This window comes from Dyadobacter sp. SRI_021, from assembly GCF_057586235.1.
In genome coordinates, this window is the sequence record NZ_JBYCZM010000019.1 from 21,544 (window position 1) to 42,786 (window position 21,243).

Genomic DNA, 21,243 nt, shown 5'->3' on the forward strand with positions numbered 1-21,243 from the left:
TATAAAACTCATAGACTTTAAACTCATAAACTCATGAACTTTAAACTCATAGACTATTATGCATTTAGAAATCATTACCCCAGATAAAAAGGTATTTGCCGGCGAGGCGAATGCCGTAACATTACCGGGTACCGAAGGACAGTTTCAGGTTCTGAACCGTCACGCGCCGCTGGTCAGCACGCTGGGCAAAGGTGATGTGGTAGTCGATACCGGCGCTGCAAAGCAAAACTTCGTCATCGACGGTGGTGTTGTGGAAGTGCTGAATAACAAAGTATTGGTTCTCGCCGAGGCAGTTCTTTAAGGAATATATATTTAATGCAAACCGCGGATGCTGTGAAAACGGCATCCGCGGTTTTTGTGTTTTATGGTAAGGTCAAAATGTCTAAAAAGGCTTGCAGACGAACGATTGGAATTTCTTCGAAAGATCCTAGTTCCAACAAGCCCCGCTTATCACCGGTTACAATATATTCTGCCATGCCGTCTCTGGCTAATGCGAGAATGAAATTGTCGTCAGGATCCGGGCTGGCATCGATAACGGATGTTACGACAACAGGTTTTAGGCGCCGTTTTAACGAACTGATAAACTCATCGGCATCCTCAATTGTAATGTATTTCCGGAACTTCTCACGATAAGCGACTTCGGAGATCTCTTCTAAAAGGGTGATATCAGCCAAAATCTGAATATTCTCATTCAAGAAAATGCGCTCCAACTTAGCCCGGTGCGTTTTTCCGATGAGAGCACTGATATAGTCTGTGGTGTCAATGACTATATGCACTACTTCGCATTTCTAGCCGCCCGAACTGCTTTTATCTCGGCAAGAATTTCATCTTCCGTGATATCTGGATCAGTTTGTGGTAAACGGCTAGAAAGCTTCGCCCATTCACTACGAAAGTCTGCAAATGAATTTTGCGGCTCAGCCTTTCTGATTGTCAAAAATTTCAAGTTTTTCAATAGCTCCAACACGAATGGAGCTTCATTCTCAGGGATATCGATCGTTATTTCCATAGTTATGTGTATTTACCTTACACGAATATAACATGGAAACCTCAATTTTGATTGCGTTGAAAGACGAGTCCAAGTCTAACAATAGCAAAATTTGCTGTTGCTTAGGACCTACATAGGACCTATCCACCTCCTGATCATCGAGCACGGCTGTTCACACATTTATCGATTTCCTTATGTCTTTTTCAGCCTATTTTTAATTTATCAACCCAATCACTGCTAACCATGAAACTGATTTTGAAAAAAGGTCAAATGCTAAGTGAGGTGTTTTCCCCTACTGCACGTTCGAAGTTTTTTCCGCCTGCCGCATTCAGCGCAAACGGGAAAAAACTTAATGCTCAAAAATTTGTAGGCGCAATCAAATTTAATGACGACATCCAGAAAACCGATCGAGAAAATGAGTGGAACCAAGATCCTGATTGACACAGATATTGCGATCAACCTCTTTAGAGGCGACCGATATCTGGCTGTACTTTTGCAAGACACAGAAGCTTACATTTCCATTGTTGGCGAATTGGAATTATTGGGTTATCAAGCAATACCCGTCGAGGAAGGGCCTTGGGTTGAAAAGTTTTTGAATGAATGCATAGTCATCGGCCTGATTGATGGAATCAAGGAAATTGCCATTTACATCCAGCGTCAATACAATCTCAAACTCCTCGACGCCATAATTGCTGCTACATCCATTTTCCTGGGTATTCCACTTTTGTCGACAGACGATCACTTTGAAAGAGTTAAAGAGCTGATTTTCATACTTTATCAGCCCTAATCTCCAATATCAATCACCAACAAAATCGCCCCATTCGACAACGCCTCGAACTCTACCGCTTCCGCATTCCACAAGCCCAATCCATCCCGCCTTTCAAGCAGCCGGTTCTGCACTTCAAACGCCCCTTCAATCACGAAAATGAATGTGTTATGATCGACGTTCGAACTGGTAAAAATGCCTTCTGCCCGGCCGTCGTATTGGCCGATAAACAGATGGGCGGAGCTTCCGTTGTAGCCCCGGACCGGGAGAAGGACATTCTTTTCACTTAGATCAAACTGACTGGTGATGCCTGATAACGACATCGGGGTGCTTAAAAACTCGTCATCCGCGACCCGGATCTGCAAATAATTGATGGGCTCTTCGGGATACGGATTGGTAATGGTATAATGGTTGTCCGGCGACGCGAGCAGGAACAACGCCTCGCCGGAATTGACAAATCTGGGCTCCCTACCCTTTTCCCCGACCTCAATGGCCCCCGCCACCGGCAACAAAATGACCTGACAAAACCGCTCCACACGCAACGTATGGCCGCATTCAGGCATCAACATCTCGTCATTCAGGACTTCCAGCGTTCCGAACGGCCCTCGATCGGGAGCGTAGTACTCTTCAAAACGGAAGGTCCTGAAACTCCGGTAACCTCCCGCCTGAAACCGCCCGCGAAGGCTTTCCAGGTATATTTGAGCTGGGGTTGTTGGGAACATAGTTGTATTACTTCGGCTATCGGCTTGATTACTATTCTAATGATCGACCGTCTAAAATCCTGCATTAAAGGAAAAAGTCCGACTGCCGAAAGCCGACAGCCGAAGTCAAACTAAGCACTTACCACAATCGCGTGCGTCAGTTCATAACCTGCCGAAACGCTGCCGGTAACGGTCGACATCTCGGTGCTTACACCGTCGCCGAAGACGTTATCTTTCGCATTCGTCGTATCGGCCTGGCCGTGGCTCGCATACACGCCCTGCGCAAATACGACCTTGCTGATATCTTCCGGAAATGCGATTTGCGTAACCAGCAACGATTTCCCGCTCGCATTATATACGTGTACGTGAATGTGCACCGCACGGCCGGAGTACCAGCCCGGATAAATGCTGGTGAATGTCACAAGTCCATTCGCATCGGTCGTCTGGCGACCGCGGAGGAAATGCACACTCGTGTAGTTCGTCGACTGCATACCTGTGCCGCCGTACTCCGAATAATTCCCTGCGGCATCACAATGCCAGATATCCACTAATGCCCCTTCCAGCCCTTCGCAACTATTATTCTTGTTCTGAATCGTGATTTTGACGGTCAGTTTCGCACCCGGGCGGTCGGAAGTAATGTCGTTTGATACCAGGCTGGCCGGTGATTTCGTCGGGAATGGCCCTTCCGTTTCGGAGGCGGTCGCGGCGCAGGTTCCGGAAGTTGAGCCTGATGTGGAGCCAGACGTAGTTCCGGTTGTATCCGTTGAGGTTTCGACGGGATCTACCGAATCATTGGAGCAGCTGATCACCGGTATGATCGCCGCCAGTCCCAATGCCGAAAACCCTCTTTTCAAAAATTCTTTGCGTTCCATAATTGCAGCAGTTCTGTGAGTTTAAATACATTATCGTATTCGTTTCCTCCTTTGTTGCGGAACGGGTGGAATGTGTCGGTCAATGACCCTATTTTACCGGTGAGTCGGCAGGTTCTCTGAAATCAGGCCTGCTGGTTCTTCCACTTTCCGATAAAATCGGTATAGCTGTCGCTTACCGGCAGCTCAGCCCCGGACAAAAGCTTAACTTTCTTGTTCTGAATGGATTTCACTTGCGAATTAGGCACAATGTAACTGCGGTGGATCCTGCTGAACCCACTTTCGGGCAAATTTTCCAGAATCCCTTTCAAAGACATGAGCGTCATGACCGGATGCCGAGAGCTCAGCAAATGGATTTTAATATAATCCTCCATTCCCTCGATATACGCAATATCATTCAATGCTATCTTGATCGCCTTGTATTCAGAACGGACCACGATAGACTCCTCCATTTCCCGCGGCTTTTTCAGCTCAAAACGCTCGGTGGCCTTCTGCACAGCCTTTTCGAAACGTTCGATTGTAATCGGTTTCAATAGGTAGTCCACCGCTTCAAGCTCAAATCCTTCGTAAGCGAATTTTTTATGAGCAGTCGTAAAGATGATCATGGGTCTGCTTTCCAGCCCGGCAACCAGCTCCAATCCGGACAAATCGGGCATATTAATATCAATAAAAAGCAAATCCACAATAGTCGCTTTCAGAAACCGCCCTCCCTCGATCGCATCGTCGAACTTGCCAATTAATTCCAGCACCGGAAATGCGGTTATGTATTTTTCCAAAATGCTCAGCGCCAGCGGCTCGTCGTCAATGATCACGCATTTCATCGTCCTGTGAGTTTTAGATTCACTGTAAAAACCTCCCCCTCATTACGTATATCGAGATCGTAGGATCCGCTATAAAGCAAATCCAGCCGCTTTCGGGTATTCAAAATTCCCACGCCAGTGCGCTGTTCATCTTTGCTCCGATCGACAATCCGGTTTTGGCAAAAGAACAAGATATTTCTCCCTGTTACCTCTACCGCAATACGAATAAGCGAGTCGCGGTGGTTGCTTACGCCGTATTTGAATGCATTTTCCACAAACGTCATCAGAATCAGCGGCGCGATTTTGATACCCTCCTCCTGGCCTTTTACCTCAAAATCCAGCCGGGTTTTCGCATTGAGCCGGAGTTTTTGCAGTTCTACATAATTTTGGAGGCAGGCAAGCTCATCTTCCAGCGGAACGTAATTTTCAGTCGCCTCCTCGGTAATGTACCGCATCATTTGCGATAATTTGAGAATGCTCGGTGCCGTATGCGCGCTGCTGCTGACGGCCAGGGCATAAATATTGTTGAGGGTATTGAAAAGAAAATGCGGGTTGATCTGCGCTTTAAAAAATGACAGCTCGGCATGTGCCTTCTCGGCTTCGGAAAGTATCGCCCGCCGCTCCGATTGCCTCCATTCCCGGGAAATGCGGATCGCCATTCCAACCGCCCAGACAACGATGAAGAGCGTGAGGCTCACAAAATCCACCGCCCGCTCACGCACCGGACGCGGGCGAGGCCCCAAATGCGGTGGCGGGCCGGGCATCCGACCTTCCCGGAAAGCTTCGCGAGGTGGTTCCGTCCACGCCTCCCTGTCCTGCTGCTCCTGCTGAAACTTCCTGAATATCAGCTTCTCGAATGGTTGAGAAAAATAAATAAGCGCCAACAACAATACAAAAATACCCGTATAGGCTACGTAATGCTGTTTCAGGTACAGTTTCGGGATGAGCAACAGCAAATTGCCATAAAACAATGCCGCGTAAATCAGGAAAAACAGCCAGAACCACCATGAGCGCAAAACCAGGGAGGCCCAATCGGTGCCCGGCTGGCGCAAGACGATCGTCAGCGGCAGGCTCATGAACAGTACCCAGCCCAGCAAATGAATGATCCAAAGGTTTTTAGCCTTAAACATGGCGGCGTGACGGAGATTAGCGGCTACGCTTGTATTTGGTGCCTAAGATAGGAGTTACATTCAGAAAAAGTTTCCTATTTTCGAAAAGCACATTTTCACTCCCAATGCAGCAACCTTCTACCCGAAACGAACTTTTCAAGATCCTGGGCGTCGGATTCGGCGTCGCTGTGACCGTCGGCGGCACCATCGGCACCGGCATTCTCCGGAAGCCCGGTCCGATCGCCGCACAGTTGGGCGATCCGGTGCTGATCATGGCACTATGGGTTGGAGTAAGCCTGTACGCATTTCTCGGAACGCTGTGTACCATCGAGCTCGGCACGTCGGTCCCGCGGGCAGGCGCCTGGTACGTGTATGCACAGCGTGCGTTCGGAAACTATGCGGGTTTCGTGGTCGGGATCAATAGCTGGCTCGGCACTTGTTCCGCGCTGGGTTTTGGAGTGTACACCATGAGTGAATACCTGGCGCTGCTGATCCCGTCGCTCGCAGGCTATGAATCCTACGTGGCAGCAGCTATCCTGCTCGCACTCACGCTTATACACTGGATCGGGCTGGCATTGGCGAGCAGTTTTCAGAACATTATGAGTTTGCTGAAAGGTATCGGGCTTTTCGCATTCGTTGCGGTTTGCTATTTGTATGGCAGCGAGGTTACGGTTGCAGAAGCTCGGGTAACGACTAGCAAAATCATCGAAACAGGCTCCTGGATAGCGCCCGTGGTTTTCTCTTTGCAAGCCATATTTTATACTTACGACGGCTGGCATACTGCGGCCTATTTTTCCGAAGAAGACCGTGACCCTTCCAAAAACCTGCCCAAATCGATGATCGGGGGCGTTTTGGTGATCATTGCCATTTACCTGCTTTGTAACCTGGCGATCCTCCATGTGCTGCCGATGGACCGGCTCGCACAATCGAAACTGGCTGCAGCAGATGCTATTACGTTGATTTTCGGCGAAGGTTCCGGCAAAATTGTGACCTTGTTCCTGATGATTTCTATTCTCGGCATCGTCAATGCACAGCTATTGTTCAATCCCCGCGTGCTCTACTCCATGAGCCGCGACGGGCTGTTTCTCCGATCGGGTGTTACCGTCAACCAGGGCGGTACGCCAGCAGTCGCGATGCTTATTACTTCCGCAGTAGCTATCACATTGATTCTCATCGGGAAAGATGCAACAGAGAAGCTGTCCGACATCGCGACATTCTTTTTTGTACTGGGTTATACTTCTGGATTTGCGTCGCTTCTCGCATTACGAAAAAAGGAACCCGATTTGCCCAGGCCATGGAAGGTCCCCGCCTACCCTTTTCTGCCCATATTAATGCTTGTTCTGTCCATAGCCTTCCTGGTCGGCGCCATTGTTCAGGACCTTCCGAGCAGCCAGTATGCACTGCTGTTCCTTGTGATAAGCTATCCCGTTTATTTGCTGGTTAGTAAGCTGAATCAGTAGAATTATTTTGCAAGTTTATTTTAGGTAAATTGCATATATAACAAATCTTGATCAACGACATGCCGTGGAAAAAAACCTTCATCAACAGTGCACTACTTGCCGCCATTACATTACTTATTACCGCATTCCAATGGTCGGAAGAAGACTTCACTCAATTCATTTCCAACAAATTAAATAAATACCGCGGCGCACGGCCCGTGGAGAAAGCCTACCTCCACCTCGACAAGCCCTATTACGTAACAGGCGATACGATCTGGTTCAAAGCTTATCTTGCCGAAGGGTCGCTGCACCTCGCAGACAGCGCCAGTAACCTCCTCTACGTAGACTTGATCGAGCAGCGCTCGGGCAGGAATGCAGCTTTGAAACGTGTACAAATGACCGGAGGCGTTGGCCACGGCGAGTTCGTTCTCTCCGATTCGCTGACGCCCGGCGCTTACACGATCCGCGCATACACCAACTGGATGCGCAACTCCTCCGCAGACTTTTTCTTCCAAAAAAATGTGTATGTATTTGATTACGAAGAAAATACTACACCAAACACCGCTGGCAGTAACATAGACCTGCAATTTTTTCCGGAGGGCGGGCAGCTGGTCGCGGATATCAACACCCGCGTCGCGTTCAAAGCTGTGAATGAAGCGGGGCTGGCCCAGGATGTCGCGGGCTTCGTGCTAAGCCAAAGCGGCGATACCGTTGCTTCATTCAAAAGCGAGCATTTGGGAATGGGCCGGTTTCAGTTTGCGCCTAAAACAGGGGAGTCTTACCGTGCATTTGTAAAGGAAAGCGACGGCAGATCGACACCAGTTGCATTTCCGAAAGTGCATGAGTCAGGTTTCACAATGCTGATCGACAACCTTTCGAATCCATTCAAAATGAGGGCAATAGCCTACGCTAAAATTCCCGGAAAAACGGAAGTACCGGTTCATGTCGTGGGGCACGCGCGGGGCATTGTAGCATTTGTGGCAAAAGGAAAAATCGGTAACCGCGGCTTAATGATGCAGCTGCCAACCACCGAATTGCCCGACGGCATTACACACGTTACGCTTTTCGACGACACGGGTAAGCCAGTTTGCGAACGGCTGGTGTTCGTGGACCATTCGAGGAGCTTGCGTGTCCACATCAAGCCATCCAAGGCCGAGTACAAGCCGCGAGAAAAAGTCGATGTAGAGGTAACCGTTACCGACTCCGCAGGCAAACCTGTGGAAGCAAATCTTTCGCTGGCCGTAACGGATGCCGGCCAAATATTACAGCAGCCCCTCGATCAAAACATCGCTTCCTATTTGTTATTATCTTCTGATTTAAAAGGCTTTATAGAACAGCCTGCCTATTATTTGGACCCCACAAAACCGCAACGCAAAATCCATCTCGACTACCTGATGATGACGCAAGGCTGGACGCGTTTCAAATGGGATGACGTACTGAGCGACTCCATTCCGCCAACGAAAAGATATGTCGAACAGGGCATCACGCTCGAAGGCGATACCAAACGGAATAATAAAAAACTGACTGAAAAGACCGTTTTGTCGCTCTTTCTCAGCAACGACAGCCTCAGCAATTTCATGACGGCGGAAACCGACCAAAATGGCCATTTCATCGTCTACAACCTGGCTTTCAGCGATTCCCTCCAACTTCGTCTGCAGGGAATGAATAAAAAGGGAAACCAGAACCTGTCTTTTACCCTGAATCCATTCGATCCGCCGCGCGCTTCGGTGGTGAAAATTCCTTTCAAACCCGTAACCGTCGATGCACAACGGCTAGCCGATTTTCTCAGAAATGCGGCCAGAGACCAGGAGATTTCCACCAAAATCCGGGAAAACCGCGAGCGGCTTCTGCGGGAGGTCACCATTAAAGCAAAAAAAGAAGTGCCCCGCGACTCGCGAAAGCTTTACAGTTCTGCTGATGCTACCTTGAAAGTGACCCCTCAGATGTCTGCGGGCTATACCAGCATACTCGATATGCTTCAGGGCCGGGTTGCAGGCGTGTCGGTAATGGGGTCGGGGATGAATGCCGTGGTATCCATACGAGGCAACAGAGGAGAGCCGCTTTTCGTACTGGACGGTATGCCGGTGGACAAGCAGCTGATCACATCGCTGAGCGTGTACGACGTGGAGTCGATCGACGTGCTGAAAGGAGCGTCCGCTGCAATTTACGGCAGCAGGGGAGGCAACGGGGTTATTTCGGTGCTTACCAAGCGTGGAAATGAGAATTACGACTATTCACAAGACATTGTACCGGGTGTGCTGGTAACCAAAATAGCCGGTTTCCACACCCCGCGCGAGTTCTATTCGCCACAATACAGCCCAATCAGCACTCCGGCTCCAAATCCCGATTTCCGGTCGACCGTTTTCTGGGCACCTATGCTCAAAACCGGTAGCGATGGCAAGGCCCGGGTAAGCTACTACCATTCCGATGCCGTCGGTGCTGCGGACATCCATGTAGAAGTGCTAACGCCGACGGGGCTGCCCGGTTTTGGAAAATCGGCCTATCCGGTGCGATAATGCCATGCAATGAGGCTATCCGCGGATAAGATTATATGCTTTTCGACGTTAGTATACTTATTTGCAAAGACATTTGGGCAGAGCATACTGACAAAATTTGGTAACTTTGTTATTTACACTGAAATAGCCGGTCATGACCACGATCTGATGGCGCACGATTCATATATGAGGACCGAATATTTGAAAATAACCCTTCTTATTTGCCTCGTATCAGCCTCCTGGCTGATGACGCCGGCCCACGCCCAGCGTCGTAAGGATCGTGACAAACAGGAAGTTAAAGAGGATGGCGTCCTCACAAAGCTGGAAGGGGAATCCATGGCCGCCGAGGGGATGAAATTCATGATGAAGGACGAGCCCGACCGTGCATTACCCGTGTTTGAAAAACTTGCGCTCCTGAGCCCGCAGGATCCTGCGGCCCATTATATGGTGGCTACGGCGCTGATCAAACTCGAAAAATACGACGAAGCAATCAATGCCTCTAAAAAGGCTCATGATCTCGATAAAGAAAACATTTTCTATTCCCAACAGCTTGCAGAGCTTTACGCGAAACGCCGCAAATACTCCGAAGCCGCCCAGATTTACGAAACGCTGGTAGCCAAAAACCCCGAAAATATCGAGTATGGAATAGAATTGGCAGCCGTATATGTTTTTGCCGACCAGTTCGATAAAGCAATCGATACTTATAACAAGCTGGAAAAATCGATGGGTGTGACCGAAGAGATCACACACCAGAAGCAACAGCTTTATCTCCGCCAGAATAATCTTGACAAAGCACTGGCCGAAGGTCGTAAACTGATTGCTGCGGAGCCTGGCGAGGTAAGCTACCGTGTGGAACTGGCCGAAATGCTAATCGCCAACGACCGCATTGTAGAAGCGGTGGCTCCACTGGAAGAAGCGTTGAAAATTAACCCGGACGAGGCGCAGGCGCACGTCTTGCTGGCGGATATCTACCGCAGGAACGGCGATGTGCAGAAATGCAACCAGGAGCTGAAACAGGTTTTTGCCAACCCGAACCTCGATGCCGACCCTAAAATCCGCGTGCTTTCGGGTTACCTGACGATGCTGAAAACAGAAAATGAAGTGAATGAGGCCGTTTCACTGGCGCGCCAGCTCTCAGAAACTCACCCGAACGAATCCAAGGCAACCGTAATCTACGCGGATTTGCTGACACGCCAGGGCAAATATCCAGAAGCCCGGCAGCTATACCTGAGAGCCGCGACGGCCGATCCCAATGTATTCCAGGTATGGATCGCCATTATGCAGCTCGACGGCCAGCTCAATCAGCCCGACAGCATGCTGGTACATTCGGAAAAGGCATTGGAGTTATTCCCCAATCAGGGCATGTTCTGGTATTTCAATGGCACGGCGAATTTAATGAAGAAAAACTATAAGGAAGCCACTTCATCACTCGAAGAAAGCCTGAAAATGATCGGCGAGAATACCCAACTGCTGCCTTTGATCCACGCTCAACTTGGCGATGCATTCAATGGAATAGGCGACCACGACAAATCCGATGCCGCCTACGAACTCGCATTGAAGGCCGACCCGGACAACGATCATGTCCTGAACAATTACAGCTATTTTCTTTCCCTGAGAAAGGAAAAGCTTGATCTGGCACTCAAAATGTCGGAAAAACTGGTGCAGCAGCATCAGAACAACCCAACCTACCTGGACACCTACGCCTGGGTATTATACATTCGTAAAGACTACAAAAAAGCCAAGGAGTACCTCGAAAAGGCAATGCTCGACAGCAATGGTGTGAGTGGCACAATTGTTGAGCATTATGGGGACGTCCTGTTCAAACTAGGAGAGCGGGACAATGCGGTGGCTCAATGGAAAAAAGCCAAAAGAATGGGGGAGACCACCGAACTTCTTGACAAAAAAATAGCGACAGGTGCATTACATGAGCAGTAAAATTATGGTCGGGCTGGTAGCCATATCTCTGATGTGGTTCACGGCTTGTCACAAACCACGTTCTTCCAAAAGTGTTTCCCAAAGGTCGGATAGCGATACAACTCTGATTACCAGGGGGCCGGAGCCCAAAGATACCATAGCAGCAGATACCGCAGCAACGGATACAGTAGCGGTAGTGCCCGATGCAGGCGAACCGATGCCCGTTGTGAAAGTCGCCGAAGTTGATTTCGATTACCTAACGGCCAAATCCAAATTTTCTTTCAAGAGTGCAAAGCAGGATTTCGATAATACCAATGTCAATATCCGCATGAAAAAGGACAGCATCATCTGGCTGTCGGTGACGGGTGTAGGCCTGGAAGTCGCGCGGGGCATTATTACCCGGGATTCCATCGTGTTTATGGACAAAATTCACCGCGACTACTTCGTTTTCAATTACGACCAGCTTAGCAAACAATATAATTTCGACCTGAATTTTGATCTTCTGCAGTCGGTCATCATCGGCAATATGCCCTTTGAAATGCAGGAAGACGGCCGTTTTGTGAAGGAAAATGACTTTTATGTCCTTAAACAGGCCGTCGACAGGCTGGAAGTGGACAACTACATTGCCGAAAAAAATCAGAAGCTTTCGCGCCTGAAAGCAACGGAAGTACCTACGCAAAACACTTTTACTCTGGATTACGAGGATTTCAGAGCGGTGGGCGGCTTTCTCTTTCCGTTCGTAAGTCATATCAACCTGAACGTGCTTTCCAAAGAGCAGCAGAAACTCGAAACAACCATGCGCCTCAAACACAGCAAGGTGGAATTGGTAAACCAAAGTCCCGGTTTTCCGTTTAATGTTCCTTCGAGCTACAAGCGTAAAAGGTAAAATACAGAAAGTCTGCTTAACTTTGCCCGCCGTGAGATGTATTTTTGGCCGCAAGAATCAATATTATGCCCTTTCGTACCCCTGGTAGCCGTCGTTTTTGGTTAGTGCTTACATTCATGCTTTGTGCATGCGCAGGTGCATTTGCGCAGAAGACCCGTGAGCAATTGGAGCGGGAAAAGGCTGAAAACCAGGGCAAAATCAGGGAAATTCAAAGCATTTTGAAGCAGACTTCTTCCCAAAAGAAAGTGAACCTGGGCCAGTTGAAAGCCCTGAACCAGCAAATTAATACCTACAAAAAGCAGATAGACCTCCTTACCGATGACCTCGAAATCCTCGACAGGGAACTAAGAGTACTCGAAAAACGGCGCCAGTCGCTGGATAGCAGCCTTGCGGTATTGAAGCAAGAATACGGCCATATGATTTATGAAGCGTCGAAACGGAACGCCTATTTCAATCAGCTTGTTTTTCTGTTCTCGGCAGGCACTTTCAATCAGTTTGTACTCCGGTACAAATACTTGAAACAATATACTGAGGCACGTCAGGGCCGGGCCAAAGAGATTGATGCTTTGCAAAAACAAGTAATGGCTGAACGTCAACGCATTACTTCCAAGAAGAATCAGCAGAAAAACGTGCTGGACACACGTGTTACCGAAAATACCAAGCTGGAAGGCCTGAAAGTGAAACAGAACGAGGTAATCCAGGAACTGTCGCTGAAAGAAGTAGAATTGAGGAAACAAATTGCTGAAAATAAACGCGCTACCGACCTTTTGGAAGCCAGTATCCGCCGTATTGCCGAGCGGGAACGCAAAGAACGACTCGAAAGGGAACGTCGCGAGCGCGAGGAGCGTGAAGCACGCAGGAAGGCAGAGCGTGAGAGGATTGCACGGGAGAATGCCGAACGGGAGAAAAAAGGGGAGGCAGCGGTAGAAGCGCCGAAAGAAGTGGAGGAGGAGCCGGTCGTTTCGAGCGGTATGAGCGAAGAAGAAACCACGTTGGCCTCGTCTTTCACGGCTTCGCAGAACCGCCTGCCCTGGCCGGTAAAAGGCTTTGTGTCCAGTCATTTCGGCCAGCGTCCGCACGCCGTTTTGAAGGGTGTGATGGTGGATAACCTGGGTATTGACATCCAGACCACCGCCGGGGAGCCGGTGAGGTCGGTTTACGACGGAACGGTGCTCGATGTTACCGAGTTGCCTGGAATGGGAAGCGTGGTAGCGATCCAGCACGGCAACTATATGACGATTTACGCCAAAATGAGCGGCGTCGCTGTACGTGCCGGCCAGAAGGTAAAAGCACGTGAAAACATCGGCCGCGTAGCCACGGACAGCGACGGCACCTCGGAATTGCAATTCCAGATCTGGAAAAATACCTCGCGACTAAACCCCGAAAACTGGCTGATACACCGGTGAGGCGTTCTGCACGGAAGTAACGCTTTGGAGGCAAGTCAGGAATTGTCAGAGGTAGTCAGGAATAGTAGAACAGGTTATTTGTAGTCAGGAATGGTCATTTATTGTTAGGGGTGTAATTTACCATACCTGCAAATTCTCCTCCCAATTACACATGACAATACCTGACTATAAATGACAACACTTGACAATACCTGACTACAATGACCACACTTGACTTAACGATTTTCGATTACCATTACCGCTAACCACCATGTCTATACATACTGCTGATATCAAGCGCATTACGACCCACGTGATTCAGGAAATGAAGAACCGTGGCGAAAAAATAACCTGTCTTACTGCCTATGACTACTCCATGGCGGGAATCGTGGATGCTGCCGGCGTCGAGCTGATCCTGGTGGGCGATTCCGCTTCCAATGTCATGGCCGGTCACGAAACGACCCTGCCGATCACGATCGATCAGATGATTTACCATGCATCTTCCGTAGTGCGGGCCGTAAAACGTGCATTGGTGGTCGTGGATCTGCCGTTTGGTTCCTATCAGGGCAATTCCCGTGAGGCATTGAACTCGGCAATCCGCATTATGAAAGAATCAGGCGCGCACGCGGTGAAACTCGAAGGCGGCCTGGAAATCAAGGATTCGGTTACACGCATATTGAGCGCAGGTGTACCTGTGATGGGGCATTTGGGGCTTACACCGCAGTCTATTTACAAATTCGGGACCTACACCGTCCGCGCGAAACAGGAAGCCGAGGCGCAAAAACTGATCGAGGATGCCAAAATGCTCGAAGAGGTGGGGTGTTTCTCGGTAGTACTTGAAAAAATTCCCGCCAAACTGACCAAACAGGTTTCGGAAAGCATTCAAATTCCTACGATCGGGATCGGAGCTGGGCCACATGCCGATGGCCAGGTGCTCGTTATCCACGATTTGCTGGGTATTAACAAGGAGTTTAAGCCGCGTTTTTTACGGCATTATGCCGATTTGAATGGCGTTATGACCAACGCCATCACCAATTATATTTCGGATGTAAAAGGAAAGTCGTTCCCGAACGAATCGGAATCATACTGACCTTTTAAAAAGTATTAAACTAATAATATGGCTAAAAAACCTTTTCGGGTTGTTTACGAGGATAATCACCTGATCATCGTCAATAAAGAGCCGGGCATCCTGGTTCAGGCCGATGTTACCGGCGATACGTGCCTGCTCGATATGGTCAAAGACTATATTAAGGAGGAGTATAACAAACCGGGTGCCGTGTTTCTCGGCACCGTACACCGCCTTGACCGCCCCGTGAGCGGGCTCGTGGTGTTCGCACGCACGTCTAAGGCGCTCGAACGCATGAACGAGATTTTCCGCAAACGCGACGTTCAGAAGACCTACTGGGCAGTTGTTAAAAACAAACCTGCCGAGAAAAAAGGCAAGCTCGTGCATTGGCTTACGAAAAACGAGGCCCGCAATGTAACGACCGCCCACGACCATGAAGTACCCGGCTCCCAGCGCGCGGAGCTTTCGTACCGATGGATCGGCGAGATCAATAAATTCCATTTACTGGAAGTAATGCCGGTCACCGGCAGGCCGCACCAGATCCGCGTGCAGCTGGCATCGATGAATTGTCCTATCCGCGGGGACGTCAAATATGGTTATCCCAAAGGTAATCCGGACGGCAGCATCAATTTGCATGCACGGAGGCTCTATTTCGAGCATCCTGTTAAAAAAGAGCCGGTTATCTGCCGGGCAGGCGTTCCGAACGACGCCTTTTGGGAAGAGTTCTTAACTTTGGACAAAGAGGTGATCAAGCCCGAACACCTGGATTTCTTTCATGAATAATAGCCGATGATCGAAAAACTGAAACAGCGCTGGAATGTCCGGAATGGGTGGGATGTACTCATTATTCTGGTCGTTTTTGCCTGTACCGGTTTTTCGGTCCTCTACGTCAAACGCTGGCTTTTCGAGCTGATCGGACTTACCGAAAGCTCCCCAACCTGGCTTCGCTGGTCGGTGAATATCCTTATCATTCTACCGCTGTACCAGGTCATATTACTGGCCTGGGGCTGGATATGGGGCAAATTCACGTTTTTCTGGGAGTTTGAAAAACGGATGTTCAGCCGCATAGGTGGGCTGTTCCGCTCCAAAAAGGCCGAAACAACGCCTGAATAACGCCCTTATTTGCTTCCACTGGCGATGAGTCCGCGATATACTTTCCTCGCTTTCTCGTACGCTTCTGCGGCTGCATTCCGCTCCTCAGTGCGGATATTCGGCTCCTTCATTTTCCAGCATTGCTCCAAGGCCGCAAGGCACCATTCGGCACTCTGTTTTTCGACAATAGGCTGGTTGTTAATTTTCAGAAAAACCGGATTCGAATGCGAGCTGGGGTAAATGCGCACTGCCAGCCATCCCGACCTGGCGATTTTAGGTGAAAAACTAATATCGGTCAATTTTCCATTTGCCTGTACCTCAACAGTATCGACAGGCACTCCATTGAAAATCAGTTCCGCTCTGACGGTCCGGGACTGCCCAACCCTCGACCGTTCAATATCCCAGTAAGGCTTTTCCGTGATGGGCGACTTTGCTATTTTCTCCCCCACACTATCCTGTTTTTCCGGCAAATAGGCGGCAATTTTGGCCGACACTTTTACATTACCCGGCGATTTCAACGCCACTTCGCTTTCGCCGGTACCTGCCTCTACGCCTTCCACCTTGAAATCCATAATATGTGATTTTCCATCGGAAACGTAACTTCGGCCCAGTCGCAGGGCCTCCACGTATCCGTCGTAATCCATGGCATTCTTCGGTTTGAAATAGCTTCGCGCCTGGCCCACGCGCGCGTCCGTGATGCACGGGAAGTCGGTTTCCCCACTTAACCTCGTTTTAAAGCCGCAATTGAGCGTGTGGTAATACATGTTGAGTTCCCAGGGCGCCGGAGTATCGCCCGCGCTGAAAAAGTCGATCAGGCCATCGGTAACCGTCACCACGTATTCATTCGCGCCGATTCCGTCCATTTTCGGGGTGACGTAGTTCGGAAGCTTGTTCGTGGCTTCCATCGGCTCCAATCCCCAGCCCGAATGCGCATAACCCACCACACCGCCCTGCGATTTGGCCCATGAAAGCACAGGTGCCGTCCAGCTAGGCCACTGCTCAATCGTGGTAGTGCCCGGGTAATCGTCTTCTTTGATCCTCAGCAAAACAATATGCCCTGCGTGCGAGGACGGAAAACCCGATACCTCGACGTCGTTCCGCATGACCGTTTTCTTACCCGACAGCGGGTGATCTTTTGCGGTAAAAAACGTTTTTTGATGATACCAGCTAGGCCCCCAGGCCAGATTGGCCGCCATATTCAAATCCTCACCCAGCACCTGCCTGAACATGTCTTTCGGATCGACACCTTCCGTTGGACTATCATAATGGCTGCAACCGGCCGCATGAATGTGGTGATCGGCGCTAAACCAGCCGAGTCTTGCAAGCTCGATCCATCTTTTCAGTTGAAATGCGGCCGTAATCGAGTCCTTGCCCTCGGAGACTATGATTTCCTTCGTTTGCGGGATGTACTCGGGCCCGCGTGTGTACGTGATCTTGTATTTGCCCGGCGACAATGTCACATGCTCGCCGCTTTTGCGGTATATCTGGGGCTGGAAAAAGAAATCCGGATATTCGTCGAATGCAGCCACGCGACGGGATGGTAGCGGGTAAATTCCTTTGAATTTGCCGGATGCATGCTCTTGCCCGTCGGTAATGAGGAAGGATGCCATAGTAGGCGTCCCGTCGTCGTCCTTTACATCAAAACGAACTTTTACGGCAGGTTTTGCATCAAACAGAATATGAGTGGAATTCCGGAAGCCGATATCCTGCGAGCCGTGACCAGCATTGTAAGCGATTTCCGCCTCCCGCTTGCCCGCATCTTTGGAATAGATCTGAACCACGGCATATTCGAGCTTCAAACCCGACAAATTCGCCTGTAAAGGCCTTCCTGCGTAGATCTGGATATCCAAAAAACGATTGGCAACCTGGCCCTCGGTCAATTCGTGCTCTTTTTTGACCCTGTGCTCAAAGGAAGGAGAATGATAAGGCTTCTGTGCATTCGGGCTGGTGGCTTCCAATTTCGCCGTGATACCCGCCTCATTATGGATTTTAACCAGAAAAGCCGTCCAGCCGCCTTGTACCAACACTGCTTTCGCAGCGCCGCGATCTACCTTCACACGCCCTTCCGGGTTAATATGCACCACATTCAGACAGTAGGGGTCCAGAATGGACTGGATTTGAGCAACCGTTTCCTTTGATAATGGCCCGCGTTCCAATGCTTTCAGCTTCGCGGCGTCAGCCGCCTGCAACGCATTACCCGAAAACGAAAGCGCTTCCTGCAAACGCATTGCCTGCGCCAGCAAAGGCTGCGGCTCCGCGTCAACAGCGGTATGGTTGGCATGTTGATCGTGCTGCCCGAGCAGCATCAATGGGAAGAAAACTGCTAAAAGGAATAGGGCAGACGATGTTTTCATATCAATCTTTGTCTTTTTTACGAGATGCCTTCCATGCGGTGAAGCCAACGTACATCATGCTCCCACGCGCCCCGCCGCCTTTCATCAGCCCATTTACATTACTGAAACCGAGGAAAACCGGCCCGAAATGCCCTGCGAGGCCGATCGAAGGCCGGTTATTTCCCTGAATGAAGGAGATCGGGAAAGAAAGGCCCGAGTCTTCATCCTCAAAGCGTGGCGTAATGATAAAAGTATTGGGCACATACATATCTAATGATTGCTTACTACCACCACTCAAGCGGCTTGTGCGCGAAAGATTCAAGAAGAAACCGTGGAAAACCTGCAAATCAGCTTCGAGATTAAGGGCCTGGGGCAGTTTTGCCTTCTGGGCCAGCACGGAGCTGGTATCGCTTGGAAAAAGGCTCATAAAACCTTCCGGACCACGGTCACTGATCGTTTCCAGCTGTGTTTGACCAATTACCACGTCGCTATGAGACCCTCTCACGACCTTCGAGTCGGCCGTTTTGTATTTGACCGAGCCAATGTCCGTCAGTGAGCCCGCGAGGCGGATCAGGTAATCGGGGCTGTCGTTGTAAACTTCCTTGCGATCCTTCCAAACCGACCCTATTTCATACGAAAAACCAAGGTCGTAGCCCCATCCGGAGCCATATTTACCCGAATCAAACAAGTTTCCAACACTCATTTTGCGGTTGGGCGTGCTGTATCCGCTTTCATAGGTCAAATTGTCTATTTCCAGTTGGCTCACATCCGGGTTGCTGCTACTGACCGGATTAATGCTATACCGATCTGCATTCCCCTTCAGATAGGCTACACGTGCACCAAAGACGCGTTTAACAGTCACGCCGACGCGGAATTTATGGCCTTCGATGTCGAGCAACTGCGCTCCGTACGAAAAGCTCAGATCGGAGAAGCTCTGCTGAACAAGGCTGAAATCGCCCCATGCCTCATCGGAAACCGGCGGGGTACTGCCCGTGTCGAGCCTCTTGATGTACAAGTTGTCGATTGCGGAAGGGATATTCCGCCCCAGCACAAATCCGCGCGTACGCAGCTGTACCGCCACGCCGTGGTATTTGCCCAATGCAAAAGACACCGAAGGCCAGCGGATCTCGCCGGCCAGGAAAATGGGGTCCTTGTAGGTAAGCGAGCCCATCGTACGCGAACGCCCGTAAAGCTCTTTCGTCGAATGCGGCGCGAGCACGGGATACAGGAATGAGTTTTCTCCTATAAAACGGAAATAGCGGTACTTGATACTGCCGCCGAGCGTGAGGACATTGATCTGAAACTTATGCCTCGGCCCGCCGAGCACCGATGGATTATAAGTCGACCGGTACAAGCCACCGTAATTGCTGAATTGCAGGCCAGGAATCTGCTGAGCGACAGCGCATTGCACAGCTGTCAGAATGAATAGTGCTGTGGTTAGTAATGAGGTTTTCAAGGTTGAGTTTTGTTAGTTGGGGTCAGCATTCCCTGTTCGTTGTAACGGATTGCTTCCTCCTGAATTAATTCTTGTAATGCTTTCAGGAACGCATCACCGGGCAGATTTTCAAATGCCTGGCTGAGTTCCGCGGGCAGCATTGGGCCCTCACGGTACAATAAATCGGTGATCTGTTCCGCCAGATCGGCATCGCCCACAGCGTCGCGGATCGTCTCATTCTTTCGGTTTTGAATGCATATATCGCACACACCGCATTCCTCCGCATCATATTCATGAAAATATTCCAGCAAAAGCAAAGTGCGGCACCGTTTGGTATGCGACGCGTACCGGATCACGGCTTGCGCCTTTTGCAGATCGCGGTCCTTTTTCTTTTGTATTTCAAAAACATTCAGCGGCAGTAAAGAAGAATCATAGCGCGGTGTCAGAAATGTGAGCTGGGGCTTGTCTTTCCTCGGCTCATAATCGATGATTTCTCGCTCTGCCAGGAATTTCAACTTCCTCAGGATCTCGGGTACATTGGCAAAATGGATTTGCGCCAGTTCCGTTTCGGAAATGCGCACATACTCGGTAAAAAGCTCGCCGCCATACATCCGCAAGATCAGTTTGATAAACGAATCCATCTCCTGATAGCGTATCTGAAAGTCGTACAATTGCCGGTTGTCAACGAGGAAATGGATTTTGGAAGAATCGCCAAAACTTTCACTCAGCTGCACAAATCCCTCTTCTTCAAGCAGTTTGAGTGCATAATGGGTGTCATTCACAGGCAACCCGAATGTTCCCGCGAATTCCTGAATATCAAAATCAAAGCCCGACAACTCGCCTGCACCTATCGCAATCTTGTAGTAATTCGCCAGGGCCTGGTATACCCGCCGGAGCATTTCAACCGGTGGATATTTCCGTCCGATGCTGTCGACGAGTTCTTCCAGGTCGATTTTATTGAAAAGCGCCACCGCATAGGCCTTTTTCTCGTCCCTTCCGGCACGGCCGGCTTCCTGGTAATAGGCTTCCAGGTTATCCGGCAAATCGAAATGGATTACGGCACGGACATCCGGCTTATCGATGCCCATCCCGAATGCGTTCGTCGCGACCACAATTCGGATGCGGTTCTGGATCCAGGCCGTCTGCCGCTCTGAGCGATCCTTGAAAGGCAGGCCTGCATGATAGCTTGTAGCCGAAATTCCCTGCCTGATTAGCCAGTCGGCGAGCTCTTTTGTGCGCTTACGCGTACGAACGTATACGATCCCCGTTCCCTGCACATTCCGTAAAATTTGCAATAATTTGCGTTCTTTACTTTCCTCCGCGAATGCCGAATAGGAAAGGTTGGCGCGCGCGAACGACTGTTTGAACACCCGCGCATTACGCATTTCGAGCTTGTCGAGAATGTCCGTCCGCACTTCCTCGGTGGCGGTGGCGGTCAGCGCCATCACCGGCACCCCGGGTAAAAGCTTGCGGAAATCGGCAATGAGCAGGTAGGAGGGGCGGAAGTCGTAGCCCCATGCAGAAATACAATGGGCCTCGTCGATCGCGAGCAGGCACACCTTCATACGCTTCGTGCGTGCGATCATAATGTCCGTACGCAGACGCTCGGGCGACACGTACAGGAACTTTGTATTGCCGTGAACGCAATTATCGAGCGTAATATCGATTTCCGTCTTACTCATCCCCGAGTGGATTGCTGCGGCCGGTATTTGCCTGCGTTTGAGTTGTTCCACCTGATCTTTCATCAGCGCAATGAGCGGTGTAACCACAATGCAAACCCCTTCCGAAGCCATGACCGGCACCTGGAAACAAATGGACTTCCCGCCGCCGGTAGGAAGCAATACCAGCGCATCCATGCCATCCAGGACCGCCTGGATGGCGTCCTCCTGAAACGGCCTGAAAGCGTCGTAACCCCAATATTGTTTCAGGACAGACCGAATATCAGTCATCAGAATGCATTTTGCGGTG

20 protein-coding genes are annotated in these 21,243 nt (G+C 50.1%); 11 read left to right on the top strand and 9 right to left on the bottom strand.

The genetic code is table 11. The features are described from left to right. Positions 1 to 58: 58 nt before the first annotated feature. Positions 59 to 301 carry an ATP synthase F1 subunit epsilon gene (gene atpC / locus AC2YIT_RS30975; RefSeq protein ID WP_223406105.1) on the top strand — a complete coding sequence of 81 codons (243 nt, stop codon included), beginning with the start codon at positions 59 to 61 and terminating at the stop codon, positions 299 to 301. Between the two features lie 61 nt (positions 302 to 362). On the opposite strand, the gene AC2YIT_RS30980 is transcribed toward atpC, so the two are convergent. Continuing rightward, positions 363 to 776, bottom strand: coding sequence for a putative toxin-antitoxin system toxin component, PIN family (locus tag AC2YIT_RS30980; RefSeq protein ID WP_430850514.1), 414 nt, complete (start codon positions 774 to 776; stop codon positions 363 to 365). Beyond that, positions 776 to 1,006, bottom strand: coding sequence for a hypothetical protein (locus AC2YIT_RS30985; RefSeq protein WP_309988874.1), 231 nt, complete (start codon positions 1,004 to 1,006; stop codon positions 776 to 778). The genes AC2YIT_RS30980 and AC2YIT_RS30985 overlap by 1 nt, the downstream gene beginning before the upstream one ends. A gap of 222 nt (positions 1,007 to 1,228) precedes the next feature. Between AC2YIT_RS30985 and AC2YIT_RS30990 the strand changes: the two genes are divergently transcribed. Together AC2YIT_RS30990 and AC2YIT_RS30995 are read left to right on the top strand one after the other, a co-directional pair. Continuing rightward, complete coding sequence (locus AC2YIT_RS30990; RefSeq protein ID WP_430850516.1) at positions 1,229 to 1,426, top strand: hypothetical protein; 198 nt, start codon at positions 1,229 to 1,231, stop codon at positions 1,424 to 1,426. Next, positions 1,401 to 1,772, top strand: coding sequence for a PIN domain-containing protein (locus tag AC2YIT_RS30995; RefSeq protein ID WP_430850518.1), 372 nt, complete (start codon positions 1,401 to 1,403; stop codon positions 1,770 to 1,772). The genes AC2YIT_RS30990 and AC2YIT_RS30995 overlap by 26 nt, the downstream gene beginning before the upstream one ends. On the opposite strand, the gene AC2YIT_RS31000 is transcribed toward AC2YIT_RS30995, so the two are convergent. The 4 genes from AC2YIT_RS31000 to AC2YIT_RS31015 form a co-directional block, all read right to left on the bottom strand. After that, positions 1,769 to 2,473, bottom strand: a complete 705-nt coding sequence (locus tag AC2YIT_RS31000; RefSeq protein ID WP_430850520.1) for a pirin family protein — start codon at positions 2,471 to 2,473, stop codon at positions 1,769 to 1,771. The two genes, AC2YIT_RS30995 and AC2YIT_RS31000, sit on opposite strands and share 4 nt — an antisense overlap. 110 nt (positions 2,474 to 2,583) lie before the next feature. Then, positions 2,584 to 3,324, bottom strand: a complete 741-nt coding sequence (locus tag AC2YIT_RS31005; RefSeq protein WP_487281765.1) for a dioxygenase family protein — start codon at positions 3,322 to 3,324, stop codon at positions 2,584 to 2,586. Between the two features lie 122 nt (positions 3,325 to 3,446). Then, a complete protein-coding gene (locus AC2YIT_RS31010) occupies positions 3,447 to 4,142 on the bottom strand; it encodes a LytR/AlgR family response regulator transcription factor (protein ID WP_487281766.1) in 696 nt (231 codons plus the stop codon). After that, the gene (locus tag AC2YIT_RS31015) at positions 4,139 to 5,251 is read right to left on the bottom strand and encodes a sensor histidine kinase (protein ID WP_487281767.1); all 1,113 of its coding nucleotides are present in this window, start codon (positions 5,249 to 5,251) and stop codon (positions 4,139 to 4,141) included. Before AC2YIT_RS31015 ends, AC2YIT_RS31010 begins: the two co-directional genes overlap by 4 nt. Positions 5,252 to 5,355: 104 nt before the next feature. On the opposite strand from AC2YIT_RS31015, the gene AC2YIT_RS31020 reads away from it, so the two are divergent. The 8 genes from AC2YIT_RS31020 to AC2YIT_RS31055 all read left to right on the top strand — a co-directional run bounded on the left by AC2YIT_RS31020 (position 5,356) and on the right by AC2YIT_RS31055 (position 15,528). Then, positions 5,356 to 6,690, top strand: coding sequence for an APC family permease (locus tag AC2YIT_RS31020; protein ID WP_487281768.1), 1,335 nt, complete (start codon positions 5,356 to 5,358; stop codon positions 6,688 to 6,690). 59 nt (positions 6,691 to 6,749) lie between these two features. Further along, the gene (locus tag AC2YIT_RS31025) at positions 6,750 to 9,185 is read left to right on the top strand and encodes a TonB-dependent receptor plug domain-containing protein (RefSeq protein ID WP_487281769.1); all 2,436 of its coding nucleotides are present in this window, start codon (positions 6,750 to 6,752) and stop codon (positions 9,183 to 9,185) included. 180 nt (positions 9,186 to 9,365) lie between these two features. Further along, a complete protein-coding gene (locus tag AC2YIT_RS31030; RefSeq protein WP_487281770.1) occupies positions 9,366 to 11,099 on the top strand; it encodes a tetratricopeptide repeat protein in 1,734 nt (577 codons plus the stop codon). Next, positions 11,089 to 11,964 (top strand): lipoprotein insertase outer membrane protein LolB1, encoded by an 876-nt coding sequence (lolB1, locus tag AC2YIT_RS31035; RefSeq protein WP_487281771.1) that lies wholly within the window; start codon positions 11,089 to 11,091, stop codon positions 11,962 to 11,964. Before AC2YIT_RS31030 ends, lolB1 begins: the two co-directional genes overlap by 11 nt. Positions 11,965 to 12,029: 65 nt before the next feature. Beyond that, the gene (locus tag AC2YIT_RS31040; RefSeq protein ID WP_430850536.1) at positions 12,030 to 13,370 is read left to right on the top strand and encodes a murein hydrolase activator EnvC family protein; all 1,341 of its coding nucleotides are present in this window, start codon (positions 12,030 to 12,032) and stop codon (positions 13,368 to 13,370) included. 250 nt (positions 13,371 to 13,620) lie between these two features. Beyond that, positions 13,621 to 14,439: a 3-methyl-2-oxobutanoate hydroxymethyltransferase gene (panB, locus tag AC2YIT_RS31045; RefSeq protein ID WP_487281772.1), complete on the top strand. Its 819-nt coding sequence runs from the start codon at positions 13,621 to 13,623 to the stop codon at positions 14,437 to 14,439. A 27-nt stretch (positions 14,440 to 14,466) separates the two neighbouring features. Next, complete coding sequence (locus AC2YIT_RS31050; RefSeq protein ID WP_430850540.1) at positions 14,467 to 15,198, top strand: RluA family pseudouridine synthase; 732 nt, start codon at positions 14,467 to 14,469, stop codon at positions 15,196 to 15,198. A gap of 6 nt (positions 15,199 to 15,204) precedes the next feature. After that, entirely contained in the window at positions 15,205 to 15,528 is a 324-nt protein-coding gene (locus AC2YIT_RS31055) for a DUF6787 family protein (RefSeq protein WP_430850542.1), read from the top strand. 5 nt (positions 15,529 to 15,533) lie between these two features. Here the strand turns inward: AC2YIT_RS31055 and AC2YIT_RS31060 are convergent, their stop codons facing one another. The 3 genes from AC2YIT_RS31060 to AC2YIT_RS31070 are packed head-to-tail and all read right to left on the bottom strand — an operon-like array spanning position 15,534 to position 21,224. Beyond that, a complete protein-coding gene (locus tag AC2YIT_RS31060; RefSeq protein ID WP_487281773.1) occupies positions 15,534 to 17,861 on the bottom strand; it encodes a CehA/McbA family metallohydrolase in 2,328 nt (775 codons plus the stop codon). Between the two features lies 1 nt (position 17,862). Beyond that, positions 17,863 to 19,296 carry a DUF5723 family protein gene (locus AC2YIT_RS31065; protein WP_430850546.1) on the bottom strand — a complete coding sequence of 478 codons (1,434 nt, stop codon included), beginning with the start codon at positions 19,294 to 19,296 and terminating at the stop codon, positions 17,863 to 17,865. Then, positions 19,293 to 21,224, bottom strand: a complete 1,932-nt coding sequence (locus tag AC2YIT_RS31070) for a RecQ family ATP-dependent DNA helicase (RefSeq protein ID WP_487281774.1) — start codon at positions 21,222 to 21,224, stop codon at positions 19,293 to 19,295. The genes AC2YIT_RS31065 and AC2YIT_RS31070 overlap by 4 nt, the downstream gene beginning before the upstream one ends. Positions 21,225 to 21,243 lie beyond the last annotated feature (19 nt).